The organism is Mesorhizobium sp. M0862 (assembly GCF_040319795.1).
Classification (GTDB): domain Bacteria; phylum Pseudomonadota; class Alphaproteobacteria; order Rhizobiales; family Rhizobiaceae; genus Mesorhizobium.
The window spans coordinates 22847-48573 of record NZ_JAMYOJ010000017.1; the positions used below are offsets into that span (position 1 = coordinate 22847).

Below are 25727 nucleotides of genomic sequence, written 5' to 3' on the forward strand. Positions count from 1 at the left end.
GAGCGAAGCGAGCCAATGCCATACGATCAGAAGAAAATCGTCGAAGCCATCCGCGCCTTCGAGCGCGGCGAGATCGTCGTCGTCATGGACGATGACGGGCGTGAGAACGAGGGCGACCTGATCGTTGCCGCCGTGCATTGCAGCCCGGAGAAAATGGCCTTCATCATCCGTCACACCTCCGGCATCGTCTGCACGCCGATGCCGCGCGAGGAGGCCAAGCGGCTCAATCTGCAGCCAATGGTCGCCGACAATGATTCCGCCCACACCACGGCCTTTACCGTCAGCGTCGATTTCAAGCATGGCACCACCACCGGCATTTCGGCCGAGGACCGCACGCTGACCGTGCGCAACCTGGCCAACGGCAATGTCGGCGGTTCGGATTTCGTTCGCCCCGGCCACATCTTCCCGCTGATCGCTAGGGAAGGCGGCGTGCTGATGCGTTCGGGCCATACCGAAGCCGCGGTCGATCTCTGCAAGCTTGCCGGCCTGCCGCCGGTTGGCGTGATCTCGGAGTTGGTCAATGACGACGGCACCGTCAAGCGCGGCCCGCAGGTGGCGAGCTTTGCCGAGGAACATGGCCTCAAGCAGGTTTCGGTCGCCGACCTCATCGCCTACCGGCAGCGCAAGGAAACGCTGGTCGAACGCGTCGCCTGCTCCGAAATCGACACACTCGGCGGCAAGGCACAGGTCTTCACCTACACGCTGCCCTGGGATTCCATGCACCATGTCGCGGTCGTTTTCGGCGACATCCGTGACGGCGAGGACGTGCCGGTGCGGCTGCATTCGGAGGATGTGGTGACCGACGTGTTCGGCACCAGCCACCGGCTCGACGCCATTATGAAGGCGATGGGCGAACGCAAGCGCGGCGTCATCGTTTACCTCCGAGAGGGTTCGGTCGGCGTCGCCCATCAGGAGCGCAACCGGCCGATGAGTGCCGACCGTGAGGACCACGAAGAGGCCCGCCGCCGTGAGAACGAGTGGCGAGAAATCGGCCTCGGCGCGCAGATTCTCAAGGATCTCGGCATCTCCTCGATCAATTTGATCGCCTCGCGCGAACGCCACTATGTCGGGCTTGAGGGCTTTGGCATTCATATCGCCAAGACCGAGATTTTCTAGGGGACAGGGGGCGGTCGGATGAGCTTCGAGGCCTATCTCAATTGCTTTGAAGATGGCGAAGAGAGCTACTTCCCCACATCGATCGTCGAGGATGCCTTCGCGCCGTTCGTCACCAGGCGTGAACCTGAATTCACCTGCTGGGTCGTCGCCTATGACGATGCGTCGTCGGCCGACCTCTATCTCAATTTCGACCCCGGCGATGCCTCGCGATGTTCAGGCTTCACCGTCGCGCGGCCGCCCGACGATCCGCGCCTCTACGAAGCGCTGTGGAAAATCCTGCGTGTCACCAGCTCGGTCGTGTATTGCGCCGGAGAATGTCCGCCGATGGTCGGGCGCGCTGAAACAATACCCCATCTGAACCCGGATATGGTCGAGACACTGGGAAGTCCCGTCGTCGTTGTTGATGGGGACGAGATTCGCAACAGGTTTGAACACTCCTAGGAAGCCCGGCTTCTTCAAGGTGAACGGCGTCCGTTCCGTGAGCTGAACCGGACGCTTGTGCTCCTATTCCGCGGGAACGGCGGCCGCGTCGCATCCGTCCAGCTCGCATTCATGGGTGGCCAGGCTGCGCTGGCCGGCGAGCACCGTGACCAGTGCGATAGTGCCGGCCGCCACCGAGACCCAGAACCCGTTCTGAGCTCCAAAGGCGTCCACGACGGCGCCGGCGGCAAACGAGCCCAGCGCCATGCCGATGCCAATCCCGGTCATCACCCAGGTGATCCCCTCGGTCAGCATCGCTTCCGGCACGTGCCGCTCGATCAGGCCGAAGGCGGTGATGAAGGTCGGCGAAATCGCCACGCCGCTGATGAACACGGCCAGCGCCAAGAGCGGCACGGTGCCGGCCGTTAGGGGCAGCAATGTGCCGAGCGCGACAAGAGCGACCGCGATGGCCAGTTGGCGCTGCAACGGTGCTTTCAGATTGAGCGCGCCGACAACGAGGCCGAGCACGAACGATCCCAGCGCATAGACCCCGATAACGAGGCTGGCGGCGCCCGGTTGGCCGAGTTCCTTGGTGATCGCCACCGTGCTCACTTCCGTCGTCGCGAAGGTGGTGCCGACGAAGATCAGGGCGAAGGTGATGATCTGCACTGGGCGCAGCCGGATTGCCGAGCCGCTTGTGACACGATCCACCGGCCGCACTTGCGGCTCGGTCGAGCGCTGCAGGATGAAAGCTGTCGAGCCGATGGCGAGGAACAGCGTGCTCACCAGAACACCAGCTTCGGGGAAGAGGGCGGCGCTCAAGCCCACCGACAGCGATGCGCCTGCGATGTAGACGAGTTCGTCCGCAGCCGACTCGAAGGCGAAAGCGGTGTTCATCTGCGGCCGGCCGCGGAAAATCTCGGTCCAACGCGCGCGCACCATGGCCGGCATGCTGGGCATGGCGGCAGCCGCCAATGCCGACACGAACAATGTCCATAGCGGCCAGTCCTGATTGGCTGCCGCAATCAGCACCGCAAAGGCGATCACGGTGACAATGGTGGTGGGAACAACGATACGCGTCTGGCCGAGCCGGTCGACCAGCCTTGAGATTTGCGGCGCCACGAAAGCATTGCTCAGCGCGAAGGTCGCCGCGACGGCGCCGGCCAGCCAGTATTCGCCATGCGTTTGCGACAGCATCGCCACGAGTCCGATCGGCGCCATGGCGATCGGCAGGCGCGCCAGGAAGCCGGCGCTGGCAAAGCCCTTGGCTCCGGGGGCACGAAAGATTTCGGCGTAGGGGTTTTGCATTGCGGGCTCCTCGACAAAGGCCAATTCAACAATTACATACGATGCGTATGATTGTAAGATAGTGCATACGCGGCGTATGTCAATTGGCATACGATGCGTATGTGAATAAGGCCAGAACCATGCACAGACCCCGCAAGGAGATGATCGCCGAAACGCGCGCCAAGCTGATCACGGCGGCCCGCCATGCCTTCGGTACGATCGGCTATGCCGAGGCGTCGATGGACGATTTCACCGCCTCGGCCGGGCTGACGCGCGGCGCGCTCTACCATCATTTCGGCGACAAGAAGGGGCTGCTGCAGGCGGTCATCGCCGAAATCGATGGCGAGATGGCGGTTCGCATAAATGAGATCGCGTCGAAAGCGCCGACCCGCTGGCAGCATTTCGTCGACGAATGCACGACCTATATCGAAATGGCGCTGGAGCCCGAAATCCAGCGCATCATGTTCAGGGATGGCCCGGCCGTGCTGGGGGATCCGGCGCAATGGCCGAATGCCAATGCCTGCGTCGGTTCAATGACCGATCATCTGACCGCTCTGCAGCAGGAGGGGGTGGTCGTCCCCGGTGTCGACCCCGAAACCGCCGCGCGGCTGATCAACGGCGCCAGCAGCCAGGCGGCGCAGCGCATCGCCAATTCGAGCGACCCCGAAGCGACGTCGAAGACCGTGGTGGCGGCCTTCAAACAGTTGCTCGAAGGGTTGCTGAAGAAGCAGGGTCCTCAGCCGGTCTGAAATCTCACCGCCGAGACCCGGCATTTTGGCAGTGGATCAGTTTGAGATTGCGGACATCGTTGCGCTGATCGAGGCGAAGGAAGCTGAGAAGCCGATGGTGCGGGCACCTATAGAAAGCGTGGAGAATTGCCCCTATGAGAGCACAATACAAGGGTCACCGAGTTGTAGAGACCAAAGCTGGCACATTCGCCCTTGACACGTGGAAGCCGCGCGATCCCACCGACTTTTCCATTACTATAGATTTCTACGCGGGCCCAGAAGGAGATGCGAGCGCCGACGCATTTACGGCGACAGTCTGCTCTCCGAACTATTTTCTTCGCTCGCAAAGCGGCAACGTGTTTTCTGGAGACAGCGTAATTTTCATGCTCAGATTCGACTACGCTGAACTGGAAAAGTTTCTCATAGATCGTTGCGCAGCTACCGAGGGCGATACATGGGACGCGATAGCTGCGCAACTAACGAGGCTGGGACGCTGGGAGTTCGACTATCACCTTCAGATTTCAAACTGACCCACGACTCGGGATTTGCCGATGTTGACAATTCCAGGCCCGGGATCATCCTCGCCGTCCATTCTCTGAGGGGAGATTCGGGCGCATGTGGGATTTCGAAATCGGCAGGTCGGTGTCCATCATGATCAGGACATGGCCGTTCATCGTCTTTCGCATGATCGTCTATTTCGGCATCACGCTGGCTTATATCGTGGCGACCGGCAGCGGCGCCTCGGTCGGCTATGGCGTCGGCCACATCTCCACCGATCCCGACGGGCCGCTGTCCTTTGCACTCTGGGGCGGCATCGTCGGCATTGGCGTCGTTTCGATCGCGCTTTACTGGATCCGCGAATACATCCTCTACGTCGTCAAAGCCGGCCATATCGCCGTCATGGTCCATCTGATCGACGGTAGGGACGTTCCCAATGGCCAGGACCAGATCGCCTACGCCAAGGATGTTGTGAAGGAGCGTTTCGCCGAGGCCAACATCCTTTTCGTGCTCGACCAGCTGGTCAAGGGCGCCATCCGCGCCATCACCGGCCTGATCGGCGGCATCGCCGCCTTCCTGCCCATTCCGGGCCTCGGCGGCCTGGTCGCTTTCATCAACACAGTCATCCGCCTGTCGCTGACCTATGTCGACGAGATCATCCTCGGCTACAACATCCGCATCAACTCGTCCTCGCCCTTCGAGACGGCGCGGCAAGGCGTCGTGCTCTATGCCCAGAACGGCAAGACCATGGTCAAGAACGCCGTCTGGCTGGCGGTGATCATGTGGGGCGTGTCCTTCGTCATCTTCCTGCTGATGCTGGCGCCGGCCGCCGCCATCATGTGGTTCATCCCGGGGCAGCTCGGCGGCTGGGCCTTCGTGCTGGCGATCCTGCTGGCCTGGGCCTTCAAGGCGGCATTCATCGAACCCTTCGCCATCGCCTGCCTGATGCAGGTCTATTTTAGGACGATTGAAGGCCAGGTGCCGAACGCCGAATGGGACCAGCGGCTGGCCGAGGCGTCGTCCAAGTTCCGGGAGCTCAGGGACAAGGCGCTGGCCTCATTCGGCGGCTCGCGCTGGACGCAGCCGAGCACCTAAACCCTGTTGAACGTCGGGGCGGCGCGGCGTCAAACCATGGTCAAAGCGGCCGGGCGCGCCTATATCGGGTCATGGTCACAAGGCTCTACACCCATCCGATCTTCCTCGAACATCTGACGCCGCCCGGTCATCCGGAGCGACCCGACCGCTTGCGCGCCATCGAGCGCGTGCTCGATGACGAGGCCTTTGCGGCGCTCGATCGGGTCACGGCGCCGCAAGGCGACGAGGCGACGATCCTCTATGCCCACCCTGAGGATTTCGTGGCTCGGGTCCGCGCCGCGATCCCTGAAAGCGGCATTGCCCCGATCGACGCCGACACCAGCGCCAGCCCGAAAAGCTGGCAGGCGGTGGTGACCGCCATCGGCGCGGCCAATGCCGCCGTAGACGATGTCTTCGAGGGCCGTGTCGCCAACGCCTTCGTCGCCGCGCGTCCGCCCGGCCACCATGCCGAAAAGACCACGGCGATGGGCTTTTGCCTGTTCAACACCGCGGCCATCGCCGCGCGTTATGCGCAGAAGAAACACGGCGCTGAGCGCGTCGCCATCGTCGACTGGGACGTCCATCACGGCAACGGCACGCAGGACATCTTCTGGGACGATCCGTCGGTGCTCTATTGTTCGACGCACCAGATGCCGCTCTATCCCGGCACGGGGGCCAAGACCGAAACCGGCGCCGGTAACATCGTCAACGCGCCGCTGGCGCCACAGACCGGCTCAGAGGTCTTTCGCGATGCCTTGCTGTCGCGCGTCCTGCCGGCGCTCGACAATTTCGCGCCCGATCTGATCATCATTTCCGCCGGTTTCGACGCCCACCATCGCGATCCGCTGGCCGAGATCAACCTCAACGAGGGCGATTTCGACTGGGCGACCGGCCAACTGCTGGAGCGCGCCGGGCGCCACAGCGGCAACCGGCTCGTCAGCCTGCTCGAGGGCGGCTACGATCTGCAAGGACTGGCATTTTCGGTGGCCGCCCATGTCGGGCGGCTGATGAAGGGGTAAAGTATGGCTGGCGAAGCAAATGAAGACGTCAAGGCGATGAGCTTCGAGCAGGCACTCGACGCGCTGGAGAAGATCGTCGATGATCTCGAACGCGGCGACGTGCCGCTCGACCAGTCGATCAAGATCTATGAGCGCGGCGAGGCGCTGAAGGCCCATTGCGACCGGCTGCTGAAGGCGGCCGAAGACAAGGTCGAGAAGATCAGGCTGTCGCGTGATGGCAAACCGGTGGGAACGGAGCCGCTCGACGCGGAGTAGTGGAATGGGGCGGGCATAAAGCAGATAGGAGTTCAAGCATGTGCAGAAACATCAAGACCCTGTTCAATTTCGAGCCGCCGGCGACCCATGACGAGATCCGCGACGCCGCCCTTCAATTCGTGCGCAAACTGAGCGGAACGACGCGCCCCTCGCAGCGCAACCAGGCAGCCTTCGACCGCGCCGTCGAGGCGATCGCCGAATCGGCGCATGAATTGCTGCATTCGCTGGAAACCACGCATCATCCGCGCAATCGCGAAGAGGTGGCGGCCAAGGCAAAAGCCAAATCGGCGCTCCGCTTCGCCTGAAGACATCCAGATGAGTTTCTTCCCCGGCAAGGACCCTGAGCCTGGCGATGCCTTCGCCAGCGACCAGATCGAGCTCATGGTCATTCCAAACGCCAAGGACATTGGCGGCTTCCAGGTTCGCCGCGCTCTGCCGACGGCAAAGCGGCGGCTGGTTGGTCCCTTCATCTTCTTCGACCGCATGGGGCCGGCCATCTTGCGCGCCGGGCAGGCGATGGATGTGCGCCCGCACCCGCATATCGGGCTTTCCACCGTCACCTATCTGTTCGACGGCAATATCAGGCACCGCGATTCGCTCGGCACCGAGATGGTCATCCAGCCCGGCGACGTGAATTTGATGACCGCCGGCCGCGGCATTGTCCATTCCGAGCGCACGCCCGAAGAACTGCGCGGCGCGCCGATGTCGGTCTCCGGCCTGCAGACATGGCTGGCTTTGCCCGACGGCAAGGAGGAAGTGGCGCCGGTGTTCGAGAACACGGCCGCGCTCCTTCTGCCCGAGATCGACGCCGAAGGTGTTTCCGGCCGCGTGGTGATCGGCGATTTCCAGGGACTGCGCTCGCCGGTAAGAGCCGACACCGAGACGCTCTACGCCGATCTGAGGCTGGCGCCCGGCGCCAGCGTCAAAATTCCCGCCGACGCCGAGGAACGCGCCATCTACACGCTGGACGGCGATGTCTCAATCTCGGGCGACCGTTTTCCGGCCGAACGGCTGCTGGTGTTCCGGCCTGGCGACGAGATCGTCGTGTCGTCCGAGCGCGGCGCCCATTTCATGCTCTTCGGCGGCGCTTCGCTCGGCTCTCCGCGCCACATCTGGTGGAACTTCGTCTCGTCGTCGAAGGAACGCATCGAACAGGCCAAGCAGGAATGGAAGACCGGCCGCTTCGATATCGTTCCCGGAGACGAGGAAGAGTTCATTCCGTTACCGGACAATTAACGTCAGCATCACCCGCGTCACTGACACGCATTTACATTCCGGCGACGCAGGCATATTTCGCCATGATCGACGCGCATCATAGCTGAGCAGGCCCTTTACCAGTGAACGCAACGCTGCATACGCCGCTTCTCGACAAGGTCCGCATTCCAGCCGACCTGAAGAAGCTTGACGAAAGCGAGCTGCCGCAGCTGGCCTCGGAGCTGCGCGCCGAGCTGATCGATGCCGTCTCGCATACGGGCGGGCATCTCGGCGCCGGCCTCGGTGTCGTCGAACTGACGGTGGCGCTGCACTATGTCTTCAACACGCCGGAAGACCGCGTGATCTGGGATGTCGGCCACCAGGCCTATCCGCACAAGATCCTGACCGGCCGCCGCGACCGCATCCGCACGCTGCGCCAGGAGGGCGGCCTGTCCGGCTTCACCCGTCGCGCCGAGAGCGAATACGACCCGTTCGGCGCCGCGCACTCCTCGACCTCCATTTCCGCCGGCCTCGGCATGGCCATGGCGCGCGACCTCTCCGGCGGCCACAACAATGTCATTGCCGTCATCGGCGACGGCGCCATGTCTGCCGGCATGGCCTATGAAGCCATGAACAATGCCGGCGCGCTCGATGCTCGCCTGATCGTCATTCTCAACGACAACGACATGTCGATCGCGCCGCCGACCGGCGCCATGAGCGCCTATCTGGCGCGGCTTGCCTCTGGCAAGACCTATCTTGGCCTGCGCGATTTCGGCAAGAAACTGACCTCCTATCTCGGCAAGCGCGCCGATCGCGCCATCAAGCGGGCGGTCGAGCATGCGCGCGGCTACGTCACCGGCGGCACGCTGTTCGAGGAGCTTGGCTTCTACCATATCGGCCCGATCGACGGCCACAATCTCGAGCATCTGATCCCGGTGCTGAAGAACGTCCGCGACCATGCCGACGGTCCGGTGCTGATCCATGTCGTGACCCAGAAGGGCAAGGGCTACGCGCCGGCCGAGGCCGCGGCCGACAAATATCATGGCGTCAACAAGTTCGACGTCATCACCGGCGCGCAGACCAAGGCCCCGGCCAATGCGCCGGCCTACACCAAGGTGTTTGCCGAAAGCCTGGTCCAGGAAGCCCGCCTGGACGAACGTATCGTCGCCGTCACCGCCGCCATGCCGAACGGCACCGGCCTCGATTTGTTCGGCGAAGCGTTTCCGACCCGGACCTTCGATGTCGGCATTGCCGAGCAACATGCCGTGACCTTCGCCGCCGGCCTCGCCAGCGAGGGCTACAAGCCCTTCGCCGCCATCTATTCGACCTTCCTGCAGCGCGCCTACGATCAGGTCGTCCATGATGTGGCGATCCAGAAACTGCCGGTGCGTTTCCCGATCGACCGCGCCGGTTTCGTCGGCGCCGACGGCGCCACTCATTGCGGCGCCTTCGACACCACCTTCCTGGCGACGCTGCCGGGCTTCGTGGTGATGGCGGCCGCCGACGAGGCGGAGCTTCGCCACATGGTGCGCACCGCCGCCTATTATGACGAAGGCCCGATCGCCTTCCGCTATCCGCGCGGCAATGGCGTCGGCGTCGACATGCCGGAGCGCGGCTCGGTGCTCGAAATTGGCAAGGGCCGCATCGTCAGGGAAGGCACCAAGGTGGCGCTTCTGTCCTTTGGCACGCGGCTGCAGGATTGCCTGCTGGCGGCCGAGGAACTCGGCGCGGCCGGATTGTCGACAACGGTTGCGGATGCCCGTTTCGCCAAGCCGCTCGACGAGGATTTGATCCGCCGTCTCGCCCGCTCGCACGAAGTGCTGGTGACGGTGGAAGAGGGCGCTGTCGGCGGTTTCGCCAGCCACGTGCTGCAGTTCCTCGCCCATGAAGGCTTGCTGGAAAGCGGTCTGAAAGTTCGGCCGCTGGTGCTGCCGGACGAGTTCACCGACCACGCCAAGCCGGAAAAAATGTATGCCGATGCCGGGCTCGACGCGGCCGGCATCGTGCGCACCGTGTTCGTCGCGCTCGGCCATTCCGCGCGCGCGCAACGGGCCTGAATCAAACCTCACGCAGCTGAAGCAGTTGCCTGTGCAAGCCTAACACTTTGTTAACGCTTCTCTTTGGCGTTTCGCTTACCGTCTCTTTTGGCCGTTTTTCAACGCCGCCCTGCTAGAACTGCCTCCAGGCAGGGAGTTAAAAACAATGCGAACGCTTCTGTGCGGCGCGGCCCTTTTGGCCGTCATCGCCGCGCCGGCTATGGCCGAGACGCGCTATGACCGCAAGCTTGAACAGGCGGTGGCAGGCATCGTCGCCCGCAAGATGGGCGATATCAGGGGCGCTTTTTCCTACAAGCAGGTGCCGCAGCTTGTCGTCGTGCCGGACGCACCAGTCGTTGCTGTCGAGCGCCCGCGCAAGCAGGCTTCAGATGACGGAAGCGACGGCCTGATGCCGGCCGTTGAACGGCAGGTCTCACGGACGATCTTCTAAAACCACATATCGCGCACGCAGCGCCCATCGCGCGGCAGGTCGTCATAAGTGTCCAGCCCGTCGAAATGGTCGATCGGCAGGTCGGCGACCGCCTCCGGCGGTGCCAGCCTGACATTGACGGCGATACGCGTGCGGCCGCTGTCGCTGCGGCGCAAACCGCGCCAGGCAAGCACACAGGCACATGTCGGGCAAAACAGAATTTCCAGCGACGGCGTCTCCTTGCCAGCGCGGGTGTAGGACTGCACAGGCCCCGCAAGCCGGATACGCTCGTCGACAAAGTCATAGGCCCAGAGCGTGCCATAGCGGCGGCAAAGCGTGCAATTGCAGGCCGTGATCGGGCCGGGATCGCCTTCCAGGGTCCAGTGGGCGGCGCCGCAATGGCAGGTTCCCGTCAGCATTCGTCTTCCTCCGCATTGCCTGAGCCTCTACATCTTGCCGGACTGGCTGCGATATTCAACCGGGCGGACTGGCTTGCGGCCCGGGTCTCGACGTCCTCCCATGCCAATGTCCTTGCCTTCGCGGCCGGCTTTCGCCATGAAGGCCGATGAACTCCCCTCTGCCAGCCAGCACACGCCAGCGGCTCGACGAATTGCTCGTCCAGCGCGGCCTGTTTGCGAGCCGCTCGCGCGCCCGCGACGCGGTCGAGCGCGGCACCGTGACGGTCGACGGCGTGGTCGCCCGCAAGCCCGGCCAGATGGTTCTGCCGCACTGTCTCATCGTCATCGACGATCCGGCGCAGGGTTATGTCTCACGCGCGGCGCTGAAGCTGATCGCCGGGCTCGACCATTTCGGTCTCGATCCTGCGGGTAGTGAAGCTCTCGATATCGGCGCCTCGACAGGCGGCTTCACCCAGGTGCTGCTCGAACGCGGCGCGGCCCATGTCACTGCCATCGATGTCGGCCACGGCCAGATGCATCCTGGTGTCTCGTCCGACCCGCGCGTCACCGTGATCGAGGGCCTCAACGCTCGCGAGCTCACGGCTGCCGATCTCGGCGGCCGCATCCCGGATTTCATCGTCTCCGACGTCAGCTTCATCTCGTTGAAACTGGCGATGCCATCGGCGTTGGCATTGGCACGGGACGGCGCTCGTGCGGTGTTTCTGGTCAAGCCGCAATTCGAGGCCGGCCGCGAGGCAATCGGCAAGGGCGGTCTGTTGAAAGACCCTTATGACGCCGCCCGTGTGGCCGGCTTGCTGCAGGAATGGCTCGAAGGCGTCCCTGGCTGGCGTACATTGGGTCTGCACATGTCGCCGATCGAAGGCGGCGACGGCAACCGCGAATTCCTGCTTGCCGGGATCAAGGATGCCGGGATCAAGGATGCCGGGACCAAGGACCGATGAGCACGGGCTTCACCATCAAGAGACTGGGTTCGCAGGGCGACGGCGTCGCCGAGACGGAAACCGGCGAGCTGTTCATTCCCTTCACCCTGCCCGGCGAGACCGTCACCGCCGCGCGCGAGAGGGATCGCGCCATGCTGATGGCGGTATTGGAGACGTCGCCGCTGCGTATCGATCCGGCCTGCCGGCATTTCACCGAATGTGGCGGCTGCGCCGTCCAGCATCTGCAAGCCGACGCTTACCAGCAATGGAAACGCGACAAGGTCGTGCATGCCTTGAAAGGCATTGCCGGCGACATCGGCGCCCTGGTGCCGTGTGCGCCACACACACGCCGCCGCGTCGTGCTTGCCGCCAGGCGCGCCGACACAGGCATGCTGCTTGGCTTCCATCGCCATCTGTCGCCGGAAATCATCCCCATCGAGGAATGTCCGATCTCGCTGCCGGAGATCGTTGCCGCGCTCGATCGCTTGAGGTCGGTCGCCGACCTGGTTTGCGCCACCACCAAATCGTTCCGGATGGAGGTCACTGTGACGGGCTCGGGGCTTGACGTCGCTGTCTATGAGTCGGGCAAGCTGGGCGAGAACCAGCGCCGGGTCGCCTCCAACTTCATCATGGCCAATGGCTTTGCCCGGCTTTCGATCGACGACGAGATTGTCATCGAGCCGAAAAAGCCGGTGGTCATGTTCGGCACCGTCGCTGTCGCCATACCGCCTGGCGCCTTCCTGCAGGCAACGCAAGCCGCCGAACAGACGATGGCCGATCTCGTTGGCGGACATCTGAAGCGTGCCAGGAAAGTCGCGGATCTTTTCGCCGGCTGCGGCAGCTTTGCGCTTCGGCTGGCGGCCAAATCCGAAGTCCACGCGGTCGAAGGCGACGCGGCAGCCCTTTCGGCGCTCGACCGCGGATCGCGCTTCGCCACCGGCCTGAAGCGGGTAACCGGCGAACGCCGCGACCTGTTCCGGCGGCCGCTGACGTTCAAGGAGCTGAATGCTTTCGATGGCGTCGTCTTCGACCCGCCGCGCGCCGGCGCCGAGGACCAGTCGAAGCAGATCGCCCGCTCGGATGTGCCGATCGTCGCCGCCGTCTCCTGCAATCCGGTGACGCTGGCACGAGACCTGCGCATCCTGATTGACGGCGGCTACATCTTGAAGAGCGTCACGCCCATCGACCAGTTCCTGTGGTCGCCGCATGTCGAGGCCGTGGCGCTGCTGGAGAAGCCGAAACGGCGACGTTAATCCGCCGATTTTCACAAGGCCGTGCTTGAGTTTGCCGCCCCCCGCAAGACGTAGCCGGCTGGCAAACTAGCCTTCGCGAACGCTTTCGTACCCGGCCGCTTGTGCGGCCTTGATGAACTTACGGTCGAAGGACACAAATGCTGAGCAGTGCGAGGACTTGCCCAGATGGAGCGCATCGGCGAAATCCATTCCCGTCTCGGCTAGATCGACCGCGGAAGAGACCATCGCAGCATCCTCTATCTCGACAGTGGGAAGCCCGCCGAACACCCGCAGTGCATTGACGATCGAGGCCTGATCATAACCATAGCCGCTGCGCAGCACCCACTCAGCCTCCAGGATCACCGTGACGGCGACGAAAACGGGCTGACCGTCGATCAGCCGCCGGGCTCGCGGGGACTGCTCGGGATCGTCGTTCGTCAGATACCTGACGACAACGTTGGTATCAATCGCGAGCATGGCGCCGCCGTGCTTCAGCAAGGACGGCCGCGTCCATCTCCTCCAAGGTCTTCGGTCTGCCACTGTGCGGCAGGACACCAAAGACATCTTCTGGTCGTGTCGGGGCAAAGGCAGGCGCCGGTCTCAAAAGTACACCGTCCGGTGTGTCTTCGACCTGCAGGCGCGTGCCCGCGCCCCAGTCCCTCCGCTTGCGGATAGCGCTGGGCAGGATGACTTGTCCCTTGGTCGAGACGGTCGTTATAAGCTTTTCTATTGCACCCATTGCGGTATTACCCTTGTGTAAGACAAAGGTAAGATATCCCTGTGAGGGGAACTATTCAAGCCCGCCGACGTCTCCTCGCTCAAACCCTGGTGCCGCCGACCGTCATCTGGTTCATCCTGAGATGCGGCTGGCCGACGCCGACCGGCACGCCTTGTCCGGCCTTGCCGCACATGCCGATGCCGGTGTCGAGTTTCATGTCGTTGCCGATCATCGACACACGGTGCATGGCGTCCGGTCCGTTGCCGATCAGCATGGCGCCCTTTATCGGCTGCGTCACCTTGCCGTTTTCGATCATGTAGGCCTCGGTGCAGCCGAACACGAACTTGCCTGAGGTGATGTCGACCTGGCCGCCGCCGAAGGATACGGCATAGATGCCGTTCTTGACCGAGGCGATGATCTCGTCCGGCTCCATGTCGCCCGCCGTCATATAGGTGTTGGTCATGCGCGGCATCGGCTGGTGCGCATAGCCTTCGCGCCGGCCGTTTCCCGTGGCTTTCATGCCCATCAGCCGGGCGTTCTGGCGGTCCTGCATGTAGCCGACAAGCTTGCCGTCCTCGATCAGCACATTGCGGGCCGAAGGCGTGCCTTCATCGTCGACGGTCAGCGAACCCCGCCGCTCCGGCATGGTGCCGTCATCGACCACGGTAACGCCCTTGGCGGCGACCTGCTGGCCGAGCAGGCCGGCAAAGGCGGAGGTCTTCTTGCGGTTGAAGTCGCCCTCCAGCCCGTGGCCGACGGCTTCGTGCAGCATCAGGCCCGGCCAGCCGCTGGACAAAACGATGTCGAACGTTCCGGCCGGCGCGGGAATGGCTTCGAGATTGACCAGCGCCTGCCTGAGGGCCTCCCTGGCAGCATGCTTCCAGGCGTCCTCGACCAGGAACTCGCCGAACGCCTTGCGCCCGCCCATGCCATAGGAGCCGCTTTCCTGGCGGTCGCCGTCGCCGACGACGACCGAAACGTTGATGCGGACCAGCGGGCGGATGTCGCGCACGATCTGGCCGTCGGCGCGCACGATCTCGACATGCTGCCAGGACGCCGCGAGCGAGGCCGTCACCTGGCGCACGCGCGGGTCCTCGGCACGCAGCCATGCGTCGATCTCCTGCAACAGCTTGGCCTTGACCTCGAAGGAAGGCGAGGGGATCGGGTTCTCCTCGCCATAGAGATGGCGGTTGGTGCGCGCGGGCGCCGCGGCAAGCGTGCCGGAATAGCCGCCCTTGACGGTCGAGACCGCGTCGGCGGCGCGCAGCAGCGACGCCTCGGAAAGATCGCTGGAATGGGCGTAGCCGCTGGCCTCGCCGGCCACGGCGCGCAGGCCAAAACCCTGGTCGGTGTTGAAATTGGCGGTCTTCAGCCTGCCATTGTCGAACATCAGCGCTTCGCTCTCGCTGTATTCGAGGAACAGTTCGCCATCATCGGCGCCGTTCAGTGTGTCGGCGACGATCCGCTTGATGCGATCGTCTGAAATGTCGAATTGGCCGGTCAGGCTGTTCATGGCAGGTCCGCTCACAAGAGGAATGGTGTTGCCACGATGTAGGCGCGAAGACGCGCCTGCACAATCCGCAATGACGATCCGCAGCAGGTAGGAGCGGGTAACCCCGCCCCTGAACATGACATCCATCTTGAAGCTCGACCCGTCACCCGAAAAGGCCTTCACCCAGCGATATTTCTTGTTCCATTCATTGGCCTGGTCGGCCGTGAAGGGGTCGGTATAGCCCGAGGAGAACTGGATCGACTTGCACTTCTCATGGTTTTCGCAGCCATAGAAGTAGATGACATATTTCATGCCCTGAAGCCGGCCCGAGACCATCGGATCGCCCCGTCGTCCTTGTCCATCTTGGCCGAGCCATAGCCTTTCGCAAGCTCGAAAATGACGGCCGGATCGGGCGCCGTGATGATTTCGGAATCCTCGGCAAAGGCGACGGAAACGGCGCCGGTCAGGATCAGACCGGTCGACAAAAGCAAAGAACAAGCACGCATGATGACCCCCACAGCCAAAGATCAAACCCGTGGGAATTGTGAGGAAAGACGGTTTCGCAAGCATCAAGCTCAGGGCAGGGCGGCAAAACCGTCGGCGAAGCCCTTGAGGTCGACGGGGATGCCGATGCCTTCTTCCGGCGTCTGGAAGACGATGAAGGTGGCCGACGTCCCGGTCTTCAGCGTATCGAGCAGCGGCTTTTCGAGAATGACCTCGGCATAGCAGCCGTCCTGGAAGCAGCGCACGAAATAGGCGCGGCCAATATCCTTGCCGTCGACATTGAGGCCCAGGCCATTGGGCAGCAGAACGCCGAGCGGGGCCAGCACGCGCAGGATCTCGGCCTTGTTGTCGGCGGTGCGCAGGACGACGACGGACAGTCCCATTTCCGGGCGATCCTCGGCAACGACGTTCTGCATCATCACGCATTGTTCCGAGGTGGCGCCGGCCGGCGTGTCGCAGATGATCGACCACGCGCCATGCGTTGACTTGACCGTGCCGCTGGGCTGCGCTGCATTGGCGACGCCGGTTGCGGACGAGCCGATACCGATCAGGGCGGCGAGAAAAACGACCTTCGCCCCGCTTCTCGAAAGCCAAGCGCTTTTCGAATGCCAGGCGCTCTTCGAATGCCAGGCGCTCTTCGAATGCCAGGCGTTTCTCGAAAGCCAAGAGGTCATGACGGCTCCATTGCGAATCACGGCACTTTAAGCCGCGCCAAGGCCAAGTAAAGGATAGGGCGACCGCCGGTCAGCCCCGGCAGGCGCAATAATGCGCTTTTCCCTAGCAAATTCGCCCGAATTGCGACCGTCAGGCGCATTCCGGACACAAGCCCGCATAGCCTGTCTGTCGACGACCCGCGCGGGCCACGAGGCCGTCGAAACAGCGCGGCAGCACTTGCGCGCAAAAATGCCGCACGGTTTCGCCCGCTCCTTTCTTGCGGAGGGAAATAGAGTATGGTTTGAACCACCCTTGGGACTGTCCGGGATTCCCATCCCGGCATTGTTCGATATTCTTGCGTCGCGATCGCGAGGAACCGGGAGATGAAGAGGGCGATGAGAAAATTCCCAGCAAGCGCCAAATTGATGGCAACAGCAGGCGCCGCCGCCGCATTTTTCGCCGGTGCCTCCGCCCATGCGGCCCAGCCGCAGCCGTGGGAGATGACTTTTCAGCCGCCGGCGACAGACATGATGCGGCAGATCGAGTGGTTCGGGAATTACACGATGTGGTTCGTCGTCCCGATCACTGCTTTGGTTCTGGCGCTTCTCGCCTGGTGCATCTTCAGGTTCCGCGCCAGCAAAAACCCGGTTCCGTCCAAGACCAGCCACAACACGCTGATCGAGATCATCTGGACAGTCGGGCCGGTCGTCGTCCTGCTGTTCATCGCCATTCCCTCGTTCCAACTGCTGACGGCGCAGTACACGCCGCCGGAAGAGGCCAAGCTGACCGTCAAGGTAACGGGCAATCAGTGGAACTGGGACTATGAGTACCAGACCGAGAACACGCTCTCCTTCAACTCGGCCATCCTGCAGGACGCCGACCGCGCCGCGATCGGCAAGGAAGACCGCAAGGTCTATCCGCGCCTGCTGGCGGTCGACAACGAGCTGGTCGTGCCGGTCAACACCATGACGCGCGTCCTGGTTACCGCAGCCGACGTGATCCATTCCTTTGCCGTGCCGGCCTTCGGCATCAAGATGGACGCGGTTCCCGGCCGTACCAACGAGACCTGGTTCAAGGCGGAAAAGGAAGGCATCTATTACGGCCAGTGCTCGCAGCTCTGCGGCAAGGACCATGCCTTCATGCCGATCGCCGTCCGCGTCGTATCCGATGCGCAGTACAAGACCTGGCTGGCAGCAGCCAAGACCGACCTCCCCGGCGCCAACAAGGCGCTGATGGCCGAGGTCGACGGTACCAACAAGGTAGCGGCCGCCGGCAATTGATGCCGCGGGTTAGCAAGAATTAGGGAACGGAGCCGACCATGGCAGAAGCTGCAGCTCACGACGACCACGACCACAAGCCCTATCATGGCTGGGTCCGGTGGGTGTACTCCACCAACCACAAGGACATCGGCACGCTCTACCTGATCTTCGCGATCTTCGCGGGCATCGTCGGCGGCGCGCTTTCGGTCGTCATCCGCATGGAGCTGCAGGAGCCGGGCATCCAGATCTTCACCGGTCTGGCGCAGATGGTCTATGGCATGAACGGCGATGCCGCCATCGACGGCGGCAAGAGCATGTACAACGCCTTCGGCACCGCGCACGCGCTGATCATGATCTTTTTCATGGTCATGCCGGCGCTGATCGGCGGCTTCGCCAACTGGATGGTGCCGATCATGATCGGCGCGCCTGACATGGCCTTCCCGCGCATGAACAACATCTCGTTCTGGCTGCTGCCGCCGGCCTTCCTGCTGCTCATCGCTTCGGCTTTCATGCCGAGCGCGCCCGGCGCCTATGGCGTTGGCGGCGGCTGGACGCTCTATCCGCCGCTGTCGACCTCCGGCCAGCCCGGGCCGGCCATGGATCTGGCGATCCTGTCGATCCACATTGCCGGCGCGTCCTCGATCCTCGGCGCCATCAACTTCATCACCACCATTTTCAACATGCGCGCGCCGGGCATGACGCTGCACAAAATGCCGCTATTTGCCTGGTCGGTTCTGATCACCGCCTTCCTGCTGCTCTTGTCGCTTCCGGTTCTGGCCGGTGGCATCACCATGCTGCTTACCGACCGCAATTTCGGCACCACCTTCTTCGCCCCGGATGGCGGCGGCGATCCGATCCTGTTCCAGCATCTGTTCTGGTTCTTTGGTCACCCCGAAGTGTACATCCTGATCCTGCCGGGCTTCGGCATCATCAGCCACATCGTCTCGACCTTCTCGAAGAAGCCGGTGTTCGGCTATCTCGGCATGGCCTACGCCATGGTCGCGATCGGCGCCGTCGGCTTCATCGTCTGGGCGCACCACATGTACACGACCGGCCTGTCGCTCGACACGCAGCGCTACTTCGTCTTCGCCACCATGGTCATCGCCGTACCGACAGGCGTGAAGATCTTCTCCTGGATCGCGACGATGTGGGGCGGCTCGATCTCGTTCAAGACGCCGATGCTGTGGGCGCTGGGCTTCATCTTCCTGTTCACGGTCGGCGGCGTCACCGGCGTCCAGCTCGCCAACGCCGGCCTCGACCGCTCGCTGCATGACACCTATTTCGTCATTGCCCACTTCCACTATGTGCTGTCGCTGGGTGCGGTCTTCGCCATCTTCGCCGGCTGGTACTACTGGTTCCCCAAGATGACCGGCTACATGTACTCGCCGGTGATCGCCAACACCCACTTCTGGGTCACCTTCGTCGGCGTCAATTTGATCTTCTTCCCGCAGCATTTCCTCGGCCTGGCCGGCATGCCGCGCCGCACCATCGACTATCCCGACGCGTTCGCCGGCTGGAACATGGTGTCGTCCTACGGCTCCTATATATCGGCCGTCGGCGTGGTGATCTTCCTCTATGGCGTGTTCGAGGCCTTCCAGAAGAAGCGCGTCGCCGGCGCCAACCCGTGGGGCGAGGGTGCAACGACGCTCGAATGGCAGCTGCCTTCGCCGCCGCCTTTCCACCAGTGGGAACAGCTGCCGAAGATCAAGTAAGGCAGCCCGAATACGAAACCGCCGGCCCGCCGGCGGTTTTCGGCCAACGGAATGATTGGACTTATGTACGCATGGCCCTTGTCGACGACCCAATGATTGACGAAGCGGGCTTTCGCATGTCGGAAGCCACGTCGGGCGATTTCTTCGCCCTGCTGAAGCCGCGCGTCATGTCGCTGGTGGTGTTCACGGCCTTTGTCGGCATGGTCGCTGCGCCCGTGACCATCAACCCGCTGCTGGCGGTGATCGCCATCCTGGCCATTGCCATCGGCGCCGGCGCCTCGGGTGCGCTCAACATGTGGTACGACGCCGACATCGATGCGGTGATGAGCCGGACCGCCGGCCGCCCGGTACCGTCCGGCCGTATCCTGCCCGGCGAAGCCCTGAGCTTCGGCCTTGTGCTGTCGGTGCTGTCGGTGATGACGCTGGGCGTGCTGGTCAACTGGCTGTCGGCGGCGCTGCTTGCCTTCACCATCTTCTTCTACGCCGTCGTCTACACGATGTGGCTGAAGCGCTCGACGCCGCAGAACATCGTCGTCGGCGGCGCCGCCGGCGCCATCCCGCCGGTCATCGGCTGGGCCGCGGTGACCGGAACGGTGAGCCTGGAAAGCCTCGTCCTGTTCCTGATCATCTTCCTGTGGACGCCGCCGCACTTCTGGGCGCTGGCGCTGTTCAAGTCCGACGACTACGCCAAGGCCGGCATCCCGATGATGCCGAACGTTGCCGGCCAGGCCTCGACCCGCCGCCAGATCTTTGCCTACGCCCTGATCCTGGCGCCGATCGGCGTGCTGCCCTGGGCGCTCGGTTTCACCACCGCCTTCTATGGCGTCGCGTCAGTCGCTCTAGGCGCCGGCTTCGTCTGGTATGCCTGGAAAGTGCTGCGCATGACCGATAGCGACCGCGTCATGAAGCCGGCCAAAGCTCTGTTCGCCTATTCGCTGCTCTACCTCTTCGCCATCTTCGCCATCTATCTTGCCGACTGTGTCGTCGGTCGCGCTTTGGCCATCGGTGGAGCATGACCATGATCGACAAGAAGCTTGAACTGGTCACGCTGACCGAAAGCCAGAAGAGGGCGCGGCGCAACCGTTCGGCGGCGATCGGCGTCGCGCTGGCGATTCTGGTCGTCATCTTCTACGTCGCGACCATCGTGAAATTCGGCCATACCGGATGAGGCCGATGATGACCCGCCAGACCGTGACCGATCCCAGGAAGAAGAACACCAACCGCGTCGTCGCCGCCGTCTGCGTCGCCTTTTTCGGCGGCATGATCGGGATGGCCTACGCCGCGGTGCCGCTCTACAAGATGTTCTGCCAGGCCACCGGCTATGGCGGCACGACGCAGCGCGCCGAAAAGCAATATGCCGGCCGCATCCTCGACCGCGACATCACCGTGCGCTTCGACGCCAACACCAACGGCATTCCGTGGCAGTTCCAGCCGGTCGCCCGTTCGGTCACCATCAAGATCGGCGAGACCACGCAGGCGCATTACAGCGCCACCAACAAGTTCGACCGCGCCGTTACCGGCCGCGCCACCTTCAACGTGCAGCCGGAACTGGCGGGCCCCTACTTCAACAAGGTCGAGTGTTTCTGCTTCACCGACACGACGCTGAAGCCCGGCGAGACGCTGGACATGCCGGTCGTGTTCTATGTGGATCCCGATATCGTCAACGTGCCGGAACTGAAGGACTTGAAGACCATCACCCTGTCCTACACGATGTTCCCGGTCCAAAAGAACAAGCCGGTGGCGTCATCGACGCCGGACAGCAGCAGCAAAGTTTCAGATACCGAAGCAAATCTCGGGGGTTGATATGGCAGACGCGCACGCAAAACCACAACACGACTACCATCTCGTCAACCCGAGCCCGTGGCCCTTCCTGGGGTCGATAGGCGCACTGGTGACTGCAGTCGGCGGCGTCGCCCTGATGCAGTATCTCAAGAACGGCGATTTCCCGATTTTCGGCCACAACATCGCCAATCCATGGCTGTTCTTCATCGGCCTCGTCATCGTCCTCTACACGATGTTTGCCTGGTGGTCGGACACCATCAAGGAAGCGCATGAGGGCCACCACACGCGCGTCGTGTCGCTGCATCTGCGCTACGGCATGATCATGTTCATCGCTTCGGAAGTGATGTTCTTCGTTGCCTGGTTCTGGGCCTATTTCGATGCCAGCCTGTTTCCGAGCGAAGTGCAGAATTACGCCCGCACCGCTTTCACTGGCGGCGTCTGGCCGCCGAAGGGTCTCGAAGTCCTCGATCCCTTCCATCTGCCGCTCTACAACACCATCATCCTGCTTCTGTCGGGCACCACGGTGACATGGGCGCACCATTCGCTCATCCATGGCGACCGCAAGGGCCTGATCAACGGCCTGGTGCTGACCGTCGGCCTCGGCATGCTGTTCACCATGGTGCAGGCCTACGAGTACATGCACGCTCCGTTCGGCTTCAAGGATTCCATCTACGGCGCCACCTTCTTCATGGCGACCGGCTTCCATGGCTTCCACGTCATCATCGGCACCATCTTCCTGCTGGTCTGCCTGATCCGCGCCTGGAAAGGCGACTTCACGCCCAAGCAGCATTTCGGCTTCGAGGCGGCTGCCTGGTACTGGCACTTCGTCGACGTGGTCTGGCTGTTCCTGTTCGCATCGATCTACGTCTGGGGATCGGTCGGCGCGGTGATCGAAGGCCACTGACGGCTTTCACCGAACCGACAAATCAGAAGGGCGGTCGCGGCAACGCGGTCGCCTTTCTTCTTTTCGGCGCCCCATCAATGGCCAACGGATTCGGCTGGTCGGGCTGGCTGCTTCAATTGGTCGACTGGACCGATGGCTGCATTGGGGTTACCGACTGCGACATGGACGAAATCTGGACTATGGTGCCGGATGGAACGCTGATCGAAATCGAGCCGTAAAGCATGACTATCCATGAGTGAAGATAGGGCGATCTGGCCACCCATTGAGCCGATCTCGGCCGGCCTGCACGGATGCTGCCCGCGCTGCGGCGAAGGACGGCTGTTTTCCGGCTTCCTCACCGTCGGCAAGCGCTGCAACAATTGCGGCCTCGACTATTCCTACGCCGATGCCGGCGACGGCCCGGCGGTGTTCGTTATCCTGATCATCGGCTTCATCGTCGTGGGGCTGGCGCTGTGGGTGGAGGTGACGCTGAGCCCGCCGCTCTGGCTGCATTTCATCATCTGGATACCGCTGGCCGTGGGACTGTGCCTGACGGCGCTGAGGTTGATCAAGGGGGTGCTGCTGACGCTTCAATACGCCAACAAGGCGGCCGAAGGCCGCCTGGACCAGGGGCAATGAGCGAGGCGCTGACCAAGCCCGCCGGCCGCTCGCGGCCGAAGACGGCATTGCTGCTCGGCCTCGGCCTGGTGGTGTTCGTCATCCTGCTCGGGCTTGGCACATGGCAGGTGCAGCGCCTGTACTGGAAGGAAGCCCTTCTGCAGACCATCGACCAGCGCACCCATTCAGCGCCGCAGCCGCTGGCGGACGTCGAGAAGGAATTCGCCGCAACCGGTGATGTCGACTACACGCCGGTCACCGTCAGCGGGACGTTCCTGCACTCCGGCGAGCGGCATTTCTACGCCACCTGGGACGGCGACGCCGGCTTCAACGTCTACACCCCGCTGGCCCTCGACGATGGCCGCTATGTCCTGATCAACCGCGGCTTCGTTCCCTATGATGTCAAGGATGCCGCCAAGCGGCCGCAAGGGCAGGTGACCGGCAAGGTCACGGTCACCGGCCTGGCGCGCAACCCGCTGCCGGGCAAGCCGTCGATGATGCTGCCCGACAATGACGTGGCCAAGAACATCTTCTACTGGAAGGATCGTGATGTCATGGCGGCGAGTGCCGGCCTGCCGGCCGGTGCCGTGCTGGTGCCGATCTTCATCGACGCCGACAAGACGCCGAACCCGGGCGGGCTGCCGGTCGGCGGCGTCACCATCATCGACCTGCCGAACTCTCATCTGCAATATGCCTTCACCTGGTATGGCCTGGCGGCGGCTCTTGCCGCGGTTCTGATCGTCAGGCTGCGCGGTCCGGCAAAGACTGAATGATCCAGAGCATCATCCCGAAAAGTGGGAACCGGTTTTCGGACAAGATCATGCTCCAACAAAGAGTTAGATCAGGTTGACCATTCAACCTGATCTCAACTGCCCTTGACAGGGCAGGGGTGCACACCTCATTTCGCGTCACGATACGATCAACCGATCTGGAATCATGCTGCAGACCGCCACAAAACCACCGCTGACGATCCGGCTCTGCCAGCCGCGCGGCTTTTGCGCCGGTGTCGACCGCGCGATCCAGATCGTCGTGCTGGCGTTGAAGAAATACGGCGCGCCGGTCTATGTCCGCCACGAGATCGTGCACAACCGCTATGTCGTCGAAGGCCTGCAAAGCCTTGGCGCGGTTTTCATCGAGGAACTCTCGGAAATCCCGGCCGAGCACCGCAAGTCGCCGGTTGTCTTCTCGGCCCACGGCGTGCCGAAATCGGTGCCGGCCGACGCCAAGGCACGCGAGCTCTTCTATCTCGACGCCACCTGCCCGCTGGTGTCCAAGGTGCACAAGCAGGCGATGCGCCATCAGCGGCTCGGCCGCCATGTGCTTCTGATCGGCCATGCCGGCCATCCCGAAGTGATCGGCACCATGGGCCAACTGGCTGAAGGCGCCGTCACGCTGATCGAGACCGAAGCCGACGCTGGGACCTTTGCCCCCGCCGACCCGGAAGCGCTCGGCTTCGTAAGCCAGACAACGTTGTCGGTCGAAGACACTGCCGGCATATTGCGGGTGCTGCAGGAGCGCTTCCCGCAACTGCATGCACCGGCCGCCGAATCGATCTGCTACGCCACCACCAACCGCCAGGAAGCGGTCAAGGAAACCGCCGCCGGCGCCGATCTCTATCTGATCGTCGGTGCGCCCAATTCCTCCAATTCGCGCCGTCTTGTCGAAGTGGCGGAGCGCGCCGGCGCCACCATGTCGCTTCTCGTACAGCGCGCCGCCGAAATTCCGTGGAATGACATCACAAATATCTCGACGCTCGGCCTGTCTGCCGGCGCGTCGGCGCCGGAGATCATCGTCGACGAGATCATCGACGCCTTCCGCCAGCGCTTCGAGGTGACCATCGACCTGGCGATCACGGCCACCGAAACGGAGGATTTTCCAGTCATGCGGGTTCTGCGCGATGTCGAACTGACGCGGGCCGACATGGCCTTCGTCAACGGAGCCGCGTGAACAGCCCATGGCGGTCTACACCGACGTCAATGAGGGCGAACTCGGCGCGTTCCTGAGGGCATATCCGGTCGGCGAACTCTTGTCCTACAAGGGTATCGCCGAAGGCACGGAGAATTCGAATTTCCTGCTGCACACCTCAAGCGGCTCTTACATACTGACGCTCTACGAGAAGCGCGTCGACAAGGCCGACCTGCCGTTCTTCCTCGGCCTGATGGGCCATCTCGCCCGCAAAGGCATTTCCTGCCCGTTGCCGGTGACCGCGCATGACGGCACCGTCATCGGCACGCTGGCCGGCCGTCCCGCGGTCATCATCACCTTCCTCGAAGGCCTGTCGCTCCGGCGGCCGACAGCGGCGCATTGCGCGGAGGTCGGCAAGGCGCTCGCCGCCCTGCATCTCGCCGGCCAGGATTTTGCGATGACGCGTGACAACGCACTGGCCATCGAGGGCTGGCGCAAATTGTGGAACGCCTCGCGCGACCGCGCCGACGAGGTCGAGCCGGGACTGGCGGCCGAGGTCGACGCGGATTTCGCCGACTTCGGACGCCATTGGCCGCAAGGCCTGCCGGCAGGCATCATCCATGCCGATCTGTTTCCCGACAATGTCTTCTTCCTCGGCGAGAAACTGTCCGGCCTCATCGACTTCTATTTCGCCTGCAACGACCTCTACGCCTATGACGTCGCCACCTGCCTCAATGCTTGGTGTTTCGAGAAGGATTTCTCCTTCAACCTGACCAAAGGCACGGCGCTGCTGGCCGGCTATCAGAGCGTGCGGCCTTTGAGCGAGGGCGAGAAAGCAGCGCTGCCGATGCTTTCGCGCGGCTCGGCGCTGCGCTTTATGCTGACCCGGCTCTATGACTGGCTGACGGTTCCCGAGGGCGGGCTGGTCATGAAGCGCGATCCGACCGAATATATCCGCCGCATGCGCTTCCACCGCGCGATCAGGTCGCCTTCGGAATACGGACTGACATGACCAAGCAGGTTGAAATCTTCACCGACGGTGCCTGCTCGGGCAATCCCGGTCCCGGCGGCTGGGGCGCCATCCTGCGCTTCAACGGCAAGACCAGGGAATTGTCGGGCGGCGAGGCCGAGACGACCAATAACCGTATGGAGCTGCTGGCCGCCATCTCGGCGCTGAATGCGCTGAAGGAGCCGTGCGCCGTCGAGCTTCACACCGACAGCAAATATGTCATGGACGGTATCTCCAAATGGATCCACGGCTGGAAGAAAAACGGCTGGAAGACCGCTGACAGGAAGCCGGTCAAGAACGGTGAACTGTGGCAGGCGCTGGATGAGGCCAATCGGCGCCACAAGGTGACCTGGAACTGGGTCAAGGGCCATGCCGGCCACACCGAGAACGAACGCGCCGACGAACTCGCAAGGGAAGGTATGGCGCCGTTCAAGAGGGGCTCAGCCAAACCTGCGGCGCCGAAAGTGGCGCTGAAGCCGGCGGCATCCGAGAAGCAGCCGGCGCCACGGGCACGGCGCTCGACCCAAAGCTATTGAGCTCAAGCTATCGGCAGGGGATCTCAC

General features: G+C 63.1%; 32 protein-coding genes. 25 read left to right on the forward strand and 7 right to left on the reverse strand.

Going from position 1 to position 25727, the window contains the following annotated elements; genetic code table 11:
• The first annotated feature begins 15 nt into the window (after positions 1–15).
• Both ribB and NKI15_RS23045 read left to right on the forward strand, forming a co-directional pair.
• Entirely contained in the window at positions 16–1116 is a 1101-nt protein-coding gene (ribB, locus tag NKI15_RS23040) for a 3,4-dihydroxy-2-butanone-4-phosphate synthase (RefSeq protein WP_023685407.1), read from the forward strand.
• A gap of 18 nt (positions 1117–1134) precedes the next feature.
• Entirely contained in the window at positions 1135–1557 is a 423-nt protein-coding gene (locus NKI15_RS23045; protein ID WP_023692085.1) for a hypothetical protein, read from the forward strand.
• Positions 1558–1620: 63 nt separating this feature from the next.
• Here the strand turns inward: NKI15_RS23045 and NKI15_RS23050 are convergent, their stop codons facing one another.
• Positions 1621–2844 carry an MFS transporter gene (locus NKI15_RS23050; RefSeq protein ID WP_023692084.1) on the reverse strand — a complete coding sequence of 408 codons (1224 nt, stop codon included), beginning with the start codon at positions 2842–2844 and terminating at the stop codon, positions 1621–1623.
• 119 nt (positions 2845–2963) lie between these two features.
• Between NKI15_RS23050 and NKI15_RS23055 the strand changes: the two genes are divergently transcribed.
• The 9 genes from NKI15_RS23055 to NKI15_RS23095 all read left to right on the forward strand — a co-directional run bounded on the left by NKI15_RS23055 (position 2964) and on the right by NKI15_RS23095 (position 10078).
• Complete coding sequence (locus tag NKI15_RS23055) at positions 2964–3572, forward strand: TetR/AcrR family transcriptional regulator (protein WP_023692083.1); 609 nt, start codon at positions 2964–2966, stop codon at positions 3570–3572.
• A 134-nt stretch (positions 3573–3706) separates the two neighbouring features.
• Positions 3707–4081, forward strand: a complete 375-nt coding sequence (locus NKI15_RS23060) for an Imm8 family immunity protein (RefSeq protein WP_023692082.1) — start codon at positions 3707–3709, stop codon at positions 4079–4081.
• A gap of 85 nt (positions 4082–4166) precedes the next feature.
• Positions 4167–5144 carry a hypothetical protein gene (locus tag NKI15_RS23065; protein WP_023692081.1) on the forward strand — a complete coding sequence of 326 codons (978 nt, stop codon included), beginning with the start codon at positions 4167–4169 and terminating at the stop codon, positions 5142–5144.
• 71 nt (positions 5145–5215) lie between these two features.
• The gene (locus NKI15_RS23070; RefSeq protein ID WP_023692080.1) at positions 5216–6142 is read left to right on the forward strand and encodes a histone deacetylase family protein; all 927 of its coding nucleotides are present in this window, start codon (positions 5216–5218) and stop codon (positions 6140–6142) included.
• Between the two features lie 3 nt (positions 6143–6145).
• Complete coding sequence (locus NKI15_RS23075; protein ID WP_023668433.1) at positions 6146–6397, forward strand: exodeoxyribonuclease VII small subunit; 252 nt, start codon at positions 6146–6148, stop codon at positions 6395–6397.
• A gap of 38 nt (positions 6398–6435) precedes the next feature.
• Entirely contained in the window at positions 6436–6702 is a 267-nt protein-coding gene (locus NKI15_RS23080; RefSeq protein WP_023668432.1) for a DUF2277 domain-containing protein, read from the forward strand.
• 10 nt (positions 6703–6712) lie between these two features.
• The gene (locus NKI15_RS23085) at positions 6713–7633 is read left to right on the forward strand and encodes a pirin family protein (protein ID WP_023685413.1); all 921 of its coding nucleotides are present in this window, start codon (positions 6713–6715) and stop codon (positions 7631–7633) included.
• Between the two features lie 101 nt (positions 7634–7734).
• The gene (gene dxs / locus NKI15_RS23090) at positions 7735–9648 is read left to right on the forward strand and encodes a 1-deoxy-D-xylulose-5-phosphate synthase (RefSeq protein ID WP_023685414.1); all 1914 of its coding nucleotides are present in this window, start codon (positions 7735–7737) and stop codon (positions 9646–9648) included.
• A 145-nt stretch (positions 9649–9793) separates the two neighbouring features.
• Positions 9794–10078 (forward strand): hypothetical protein, encoded by a 285-nt coding sequence (locus NKI15_RS23095; protein WP_023668429.1) that lies wholly within the window; start codon positions 9794–9796, stop codon positions 10076–10078.
• Here the strand turns inward: NKI15_RS23095 and NKI15_RS23100 are convergent.
• Positions 10075–10476, reverse strand: coding sequence for a GFA family protein (locus NKI15_RS23100; protein WP_023687142.1), 402 nt, complete (start codon positions 10474–10476; stop codon positions 10075–10077). The genes NKI15_RS23095 and NKI15_RS23100 overlap by 4 nt on opposite strands.
• 146 nt (positions 10477–10622) lie before the next feature.
• Here NKI15_RS23100 and NKI15_RS23105 point away from each other — a divergent pair, with 146 nt between their 5' ends.
• Positions 10623–11417, forward strand: a complete 795-nt coding sequence (locus NKI15_RS23105) for a TlyA family RNA methyltransferase (RefSeq protein WP_352447690.1) — start codon at positions 10623–10625, stop codon at positions 11415–11417.
• Entirely contained in the window at positions 11414–12649 is a 1236-nt protein-coding gene (locus NKI15_RS23110; protein WP_023708730.1) for a class I SAM-dependent RNA methyltransferase, read from the forward strand. Before NKI15_RS23105 ends, NKI15_RS23110 begins: the two co-directional genes overlap by 4 nt.
• Before the next feature lie 66 nt (positions 12650–12715).
• Here the strand turns inward: NKI15_RS23110 and NKI15_RS23115 are convergent, their stop codons facing one another.
• The 5 genes from NKI15_RS23115 to NKI15_RS23135 form a co-directional block, all read right to left on the reverse strand.
• Positions 12716–13105 (reverse strand): type II toxin-antitoxin system VapC family toxin, encoded by a 390-nt coding sequence (locus NKI15_RS23115; protein WP_023687145.1) that lies wholly within the window; start codon positions 13103–13105, stop codon positions 12716–12718.
• On the reverse strand, positions 13092–13367 hold the full coding sequence (locus NKI15_RS23120) for an AbrB/MazE/SpoVT family DNA-binding domain-containing protein (protein ID WP_081725433.1): 276 nt from the start codon (positions 13365–13367) through the stop codon (positions 13092–13094). Before NKI15_RS23120 ends, NKI15_RS23115 begins: the two co-directional genes overlap by 14 nt.
• Positions 13368–13446: 79 nt before the next feature.
• Positions 13447–15150 (reverse strand): metalloprotease TldD, encoded by a 1704-nt coding sequence (gene tldD / locus NKI15_RS23125; RefSeq protein WP_352514484.1) that lies wholly within the window; start codon positions 15148–15150, stop codon positions 13447–13449.
• On the reverse strand, positions 15147–15344 hold the full coding sequence (locus NKI15_RS23130) for a hypothetical protein (RefSeq protein WP_155923284.1): 198 nt from the start codon (positions 15342–15344) through the stop codon (positions 15147–15149). The genes tldD and NKI15_RS23130 overlap by 4 nt, the downstream gene beginning before the upstream one ends.
• A gap of 69 nt (positions 15345–15413) precedes the next feature.
• Positions 15414–16016: an invasion associated locus B family protein gene (locus NKI15_RS23135; protein ID WP_502897120.1), complete on the reverse strand. Its 603-nt coding sequence runs from the start codon at positions 16014–16016 to the stop codon at positions 15414–15416.
• Between the two features lie 405 nt (positions 16017–16421).
• Here NKI15_RS23135 and coxB point away from each other — a divergent pair, with 405 nt between their 5' ends.
• The 12 genes from coxB (at position 16422) to rnhA (ending at position 25700) form a co-directional block, all read left to right on the forward strand.
• Positions 16422–17276: a cytochrome c oxidase subunit II gene (gene coxB, locus NKI15_RS23140; RefSeq protein ID WP_023685420.1), complete on the forward strand. Its 855-nt coding sequence runs from the start codon at positions 16422–16424 to the stop codon at positions 17274–17276.
• 38 nt (positions 17277–17314) lie between these two features.
• Complete coding sequence (gene ctaD / locus NKI15_RS23145; protein WP_023668420.1) at positions 17315–18967, forward strand: cytochrome c oxidase subunit I; 1653 nt, start codon at positions 17315–17317, stop codon at positions 18965–18967.
• 71 nt (positions 18968–19038) lie between these two features.
• Entirely contained in the window at positions 19039–19983 is a 945-nt protein-coding gene (locus tag NKI15_RS23150) for a heme o synthase (protein WP_352514486.1), read from the forward strand.
• The gene (locus tag NKI15_RS23155; RefSeq protein WP_502898710.1) at positions 19980–20135 is read left to right on the forward strand and encodes a cytochrome c oxidase system small membrane protein; all 156 of its coding nucleotides are present in this window, start codon (positions 19980–19982) and stop codon (positions 20133–20135) included. The genes NKI15_RS23150 and NKI15_RS23155 overlap by 4 nt, the downstream gene beginning before the upstream one ends.
• A gap of 8 nt (positions 20136–20143) precedes the next feature.
• A complete protein-coding gene (locus NKI15_RS23160; RefSeq protein ID WP_023692073.1) occupies positions 20144–20770 on the forward strand; it encodes a cytochrome c oxidase assembly protein in 627 nt (208 codons plus the stop codon).
• Position 20771: 1 nt separating this feature from the next.
• Positions 20772–21653, forward strand: a complete 882-nt coding sequence (locus NKI15_RS23165) for a cytochrome c oxidase subunit 3 (RefSeq protein WP_023668416.1) — start codon at positions 20772–20774, stop codon at positions 21651–21653.
• Positions 21654–21730: 77 nt separating this feature from the next.
• Positions 21731–21871 carry a L,D-transpeptidase family protein gene (locus NKI15_RS23170; protein ID WP_023668415.1) on the forward strand — a complete coding sequence of 47 codons (141 nt, stop codon included), beginning with the start codon at positions 21731–21733 and terminating at the stop codon, positions 21869–21871.
• A 13-nt stretch (positions 21872–21884) separates the two neighbouring features.
• Positions 21885–22271, forward strand: a complete 387-nt coding sequence (locus NKI15_RS23175) for a DUF983 domain-containing protein (RefSeq protein ID WP_023709870.1) — start codon at positions 21885–21887, stop codon at positions 22269–22271.
• A complete protein-coding gene (locus tag NKI15_RS23180) occupies positions 22268–23023 on the forward strand; it encodes an SURF1 family protein (protein ID WP_352514487.1) in 756 nt (251 codons plus the stop codon). The genes NKI15_RS23175 and NKI15_RS23180 overlap by 4 nt, the downstream gene beginning before the upstream one ends.
• Positions 23024–23186: 163 nt before the next feature.
• Positions 23187–24197, forward strand: a complete 1011-nt coding sequence (gene ispH / locus NKI15_RS23185; protein WP_023685425.1) for a 4-hydroxy-3-methylbut-2-enyl diphosphate reductase — start codon at positions 23187–23189, stop codon at positions 24195–24197.
• Positions 24198–24204: 7 nt separating this feature from the next.
• Positions 24205–25167, forward strand: a complete 963-nt coding sequence (locus tag NKI15_RS23190; protein WP_023698519.1) for a homoserine kinase — start codon at positions 24205–24207, stop codon at positions 25165–25167.
• Positions 25164–25700 carry a ribonuclease HI gene (gene rnhA / locus NKI15_RS23195; protein WP_352512892.1) on the forward strand — a complete coding sequence of 179 codons (537 nt, stop codon included), beginning with the start codon at positions 25164–25166 and terminating at the stop codon, positions 25698–25700. The genes NKI15_RS23190 and rnhA overlap by 4 nt, the downstream gene beginning before the upstream one ends.
• Positions 25701–25727: the final 27 nt, after the last annotated feature.